At 54.6% G+C, this 4381-nt stretch carries 2 tRNA genes and 2 rRNA genes; all 4 read right to left on the bottom strand.

From position 1 onward, the window contains the following. Positions 1-2245, bottom strand: a 23S ribosomal RNA gene (locus tag LN995_RS21380); the annotation flags it as partial. A gap of 198 nt (positions 2246-2443) precedes the next feature. After that, positions 2444-2517 (bottom strand) — tRNA-Ala (locus LN995_RS21375). 58 nt (positions 2518-2575) lie between these two features. Continuing rightward, a tRNA-Ile gene (locus LN995_RS21370) sits at positions 2576-2652 on the bottom strand. A gap of 155 nt (positions 2653-2807) precedes the next feature. Further along, positions 2808-4331: ribosomal RNA gene (locus LN995_RS21365) — 16S ribosomal RNA — on the bottom strand. Positions 4332-4381 lie beyond the last annotated feature (50 nt).

The following is a 4381-nucleotide window of genomic DNA, read 5'->3' as shown; positions in this document are numbered from 1 at the left end:
CCCACCAAGCAATGTCCCCTGTCTGACAAGGTTAGGCGCCAAGCAACTCAAGGGCCGTATTTCAAGGATGGCTCCACGACGCCTGGCGACGCCGCTTCTTAGCCTCCGGCCTATCCTACACATGAGTTACCCAGCGTCAATGCTAAGCTATAGTAAAGGTTCATGGGGTCTTTCCGTCCCGTTGCGGGTACTCGGCATCTTCACCGAGACTACAATTTCACCGAGCTCACGGCTGAGACAGCGCCCAGATCGTTACACCATTCGTGCAGGTCGGAACTTACCCGACAAGGAATTTCGCTACCTTAGGACCGTTATAGTTACGGCCGCCGTTTACCGGGGCTTCGATTCAATGCTTCGCCTCACAGCTAACATCCCCTCTTAACCTTCCGGCACCGGGCAGGTGTCAGGCCTTATACTTCATCTCTCGATTTCGCAAAGCCATGTGTTTTTGTTAAACAGTCGCCTGGGCCTTTTCACTGCGGCTTCTCCATCGCTGGAGGAAGCGCCCCTTCTCCCGAAGTTACAGGGCCATTTTGCCGAGTTCCTTGGCCGTGATTCACTCGAGCACCTTAGGATTCTCTCCTCGACCACCTGTGTCGGTTTGCGGTACGGGCGGCACATCATTTAAACGCTTAGCGGGTTTTCTAGGGAGCCTGATTAGGGACACTATCTCCGCCCCCGAAGGGTTGGAGTACTTTCAGGTTTCATCTACCCCAGCGTACTTAACAACTGGGACAATAACTACGCCCTTAAACGCACTATTCCGTCAGTGCGCGGTCCTTTCACTTCTCCGTCACCGCATCGCTATGATGGGCCGGTGCTGGAATATTAACCAGCTGTCCATCGAACTGCGCTTTCGCCTCGCCCTTAGGACCCGACTAACCCTGATCCGATTAGCGTTGATCAGGAAACCTTGGTCTTTCGGTGTGCGGGTTTCTCGCCCGCATTATCGTTACTTATGCCTACATTTGCTTTTCCCTACGCTCCAACGCACCTTGCCGGTGCGCCTTCGCCGCGAAGGGAATGCTCCCCTACCAGTATATTGCTATAATCCGCAGCTTCGGTATTAGACTTGATGCCCGATTATTATCGATGCCCTCTCGCTCGACCAGTGAGCTGTTACGCACTCTTTAAAGGAATGGCTGCTTCCAAGCCAACCTCCTGGCTGTCTAAGCAAGTGGACCCCCTTTGTTCAACTTAGTCTAAATTTTGGGACCTTAGCCGGCGGTCTGGGTTCTTTCCCTCTCGGCCCGGGACCTTAGCACCCCAGGCCTCACTGCCGCGTATATCAAATGGCATTCGGAGTTCGTCAGGATTCGGTAGGATGTGACTCCCCCTAGTCCTATCGGTAGCTCTACCTCCATATGACTCGACCGCGACGCTGCCCCTAAAGGCATTTCGGGGAGTACGAGCTATTTCTCAGTTTGATTGGCCTTTCACCCCTACCCACAGGTCATCCAAATACTTTTCAACGTAAACTGGTTCGGACCTCCATTTGGTTTTACCCAAACTTCATCCTGCCCATGGGTAGATCACAAAGTTTCGCGTCTACCCCCCCTGACTCTGCGCCCTGTTCAGACTCGCTTTCGCTGCGGCTCCGTCTCTCAAGAGACTTAACCTTGCCAGGGAGGAGTAACTCGTAGGCTCATTATGCAAAAGGCACGCCGTCAGTCCACAAAGGACCTCCGACAGCTTGTAGGCGTATGGTTTCAGGGTCTATTTCACCCCCTTATTCAGGGTACTTTTCACCTTTCCCTCACGGTACTGGTTCACTATCGGTCTCTCAGGAGTATTTAGCCTTACCGGATGGTGCCGGTGGATTCAGGCGGGATTTCTCCGGTCCCGCCCTACTCAGGATACCACTAGGGCCAAAGAGCTTACGCACACGGGACTATCACCCCCTATGGTCATCCTTCCCAGGATGTTATGCTTCAATCTCTGGTCCCACAACGTGGTCCTACAACCCCAGCGCTGCCGTGACAGCACTGGTTTGGGCTCTTCCGCGTTCGCTCGCCACTACTTGCGGAATCATTGTTATTTTCTCTTCCTCCGGGTACTTAGATGTTTCAGTTCTCCGGGTTCGCCTCCTTATCGGATACTGTGTCTTCAACACAGTGGGTTGCCCCATTCGGATACCTGCGGATCAACTTGTATGTGCCAATCCCCGCAGCTTTTCGCAGCTTGTCGCGTCCTTCTTCGCCTCTGAGAGCCTAGGCATTCCCCATACGCCCTTCTCTGCGTTCTTGCCGGCCGCCCCGAAAGGCAGCAGGCCCGCTTCTTATTTGCACACAGCCTCATAGGCTGTGCCTTTCTCTTACTTTCTCTCTTCCATCATGTCAAAGAACCTTCTCCTGGTCTTCAGGACACGGGCATGCGCCCTGCCCCTTGCCAGGTGTGAAGCAAAAACCTGCCGTCTCTGCTTTTAAGCTGTTACTGTTGTGAGTGGAGAATAACGGAGTCGAACCGTTGACCTCCTGCGTGCAAAGCAGGCGCTCTAGCCAGCTGAGCTAATCCCCCTTGTTCAGGTCAGAAGCACCGCTCCTGGATCCCTTTACATGCCCAACTGCCGTTGGGATGGTGGGCCTGCGTGGACTCGAACCACGGACCTCTACATTATCAGTGTAGCGCTCTAACCACCTGAGCTACAAGCCCTCTCAAGTGGCCTTCTGCGCCCGCCGGGCGCCTCACAGCTTCAATACTTTTTTGGGTTTTTTGAGATCATTGCCGAGACAGAAACGGAGAACAGGACGACTCCTGCCGAAAGGGTACCCCCTGCGTCAAAAGGACAGGTCCGGGTCAGACTCCAGAAAGGAGGTGATCCAGCCGCACCTTCCGGTACGGCTACCTTGTTACGACTTAGCCCCAGTTACCAGTTTTACCCTAGACGGCTCCTTTGACGGTCACCGGCTTCAGGTCTCCCTGACTTCCATGGCTTGACGGGCGGTGTGTACAAGGCCCGGGAACGTATTCACCGCGTCGTTGCTGATACGCGATTACTAGCGATTCCGGCTTCACGGAGTCGAGTTGCAGACTCCGATCCGAACTGAGACGCACTTTTTGAGATTGGCTCACCATCGCTGGCTGGCAACCCTCTGTATGCGCCATTGTAGCACGTGTGTAGCCCTAGGCGTAAGGGCCATGATGACTTGACGTCGTCCCCGCCTTCCTCACTTCTTGCGAAGGCAGTCTCTCCAGAGTCCCCACCATAATGTGCTGGCAACTGGAGATAGGGGTTGCGCTCGTTGCGGGGCTTAACCCAACACCTCACGGCACGAGCTGACGACAGCCATGCAGCACCTTGCTTTGTGCCCCGAAGGGAAGTAGCATCTCTGCTACCGTCACGCGCATTCTAGCCTAGGTAAGGTTCCTCGCGTATCATCGAATTAAACCACATGCTCCACCGCTTGTGCGGGCCCCCGTCAATTCCTTTGAGTTTCACCCTTGCGGGCGTACTCCCCAGGTGGAGTACTTAACGCTTTCGCTAAGACGCTGGCAGTGTATCGCCAACATCGAGTACTCATCGTTTACGGCGTGGACTACCAGGGTATCTAATCCTGTTCGCTCCCCACGCTTTCGTGCCTCAGCGTCAGTTTCGGCCCAGCGAGCTGCCTTCGCAATCGGGGTTCTTGGTGGTATCTATGCATTTCACCGCTACCCCACCAGTTCCGCCCGCCTCGACCGAACTCAAGCCCGCCAGTATCAACGGCAGTTCCAGGGTTGAGCCCTGGGATTTCACCGCTGACTTAACGGGCCGCCTACGCACCCTTTAAACCCAATAAATCCGGACAACGCTTGCACCCTCCGTATTACCGCGGCTGCTGGCACGGAGTTAGCCGGTGCTTATTCATCTGGTACCGTCAGTTACCCCCGCAGGGGCGTTTTCTTCCCAGATAAAAGCAGTTTACAACCCAGAAGGCCTTCTTCCTGCACGCGGCATGGCTGGGTCAGACTATCGTCCATTGCCCAATATTCCCTACTGCTGCCTCCCGTAGGAGTCTGGTCCGTGTCTCAGTACCAGTGTGGGGGACCATCCTCTCAGAACCCCTAGCCATCGTCGCCTTGGTGGGCCGTTACCCCAACCAACTAGCTAATGGCACGCATGCCCATCTTCTATCGCCAAAGCTTTAACAAAAACACGATGCCGTGTCCCTGTGTTATGCGGTATTAATCCGGGTTTCCCCGGGCTATCCCCCAATAGAAGGTAGGTTGCATACGCGTTACGCACCCGTGCGCCACTAACCCAGATCCCGAAAGATCTGAATCCGTTCGACTTGCATGTATTAGGCCTGCCGCTAGCGTTCATCCTGAGCCAGGATCAAACTCTCCATTGTAAAAAAATATTCTTAAATGTCTACTGTCTGTCCCGGCCCTGTCTCTTTTT

The organism is Pontibacter silvestris, from assembly GCF_020907275.1.
GTDB lineage: Bacteria > Bacteroidota > Bacteroidia > Cytophagales > Hymenobacteraceae > Pontibacter > Pontibacter silvestris.
Note: the sequence above shows the minus strand (reverse complement) of the source record. Positions and strands in the feature narration are given on the sequence as shown.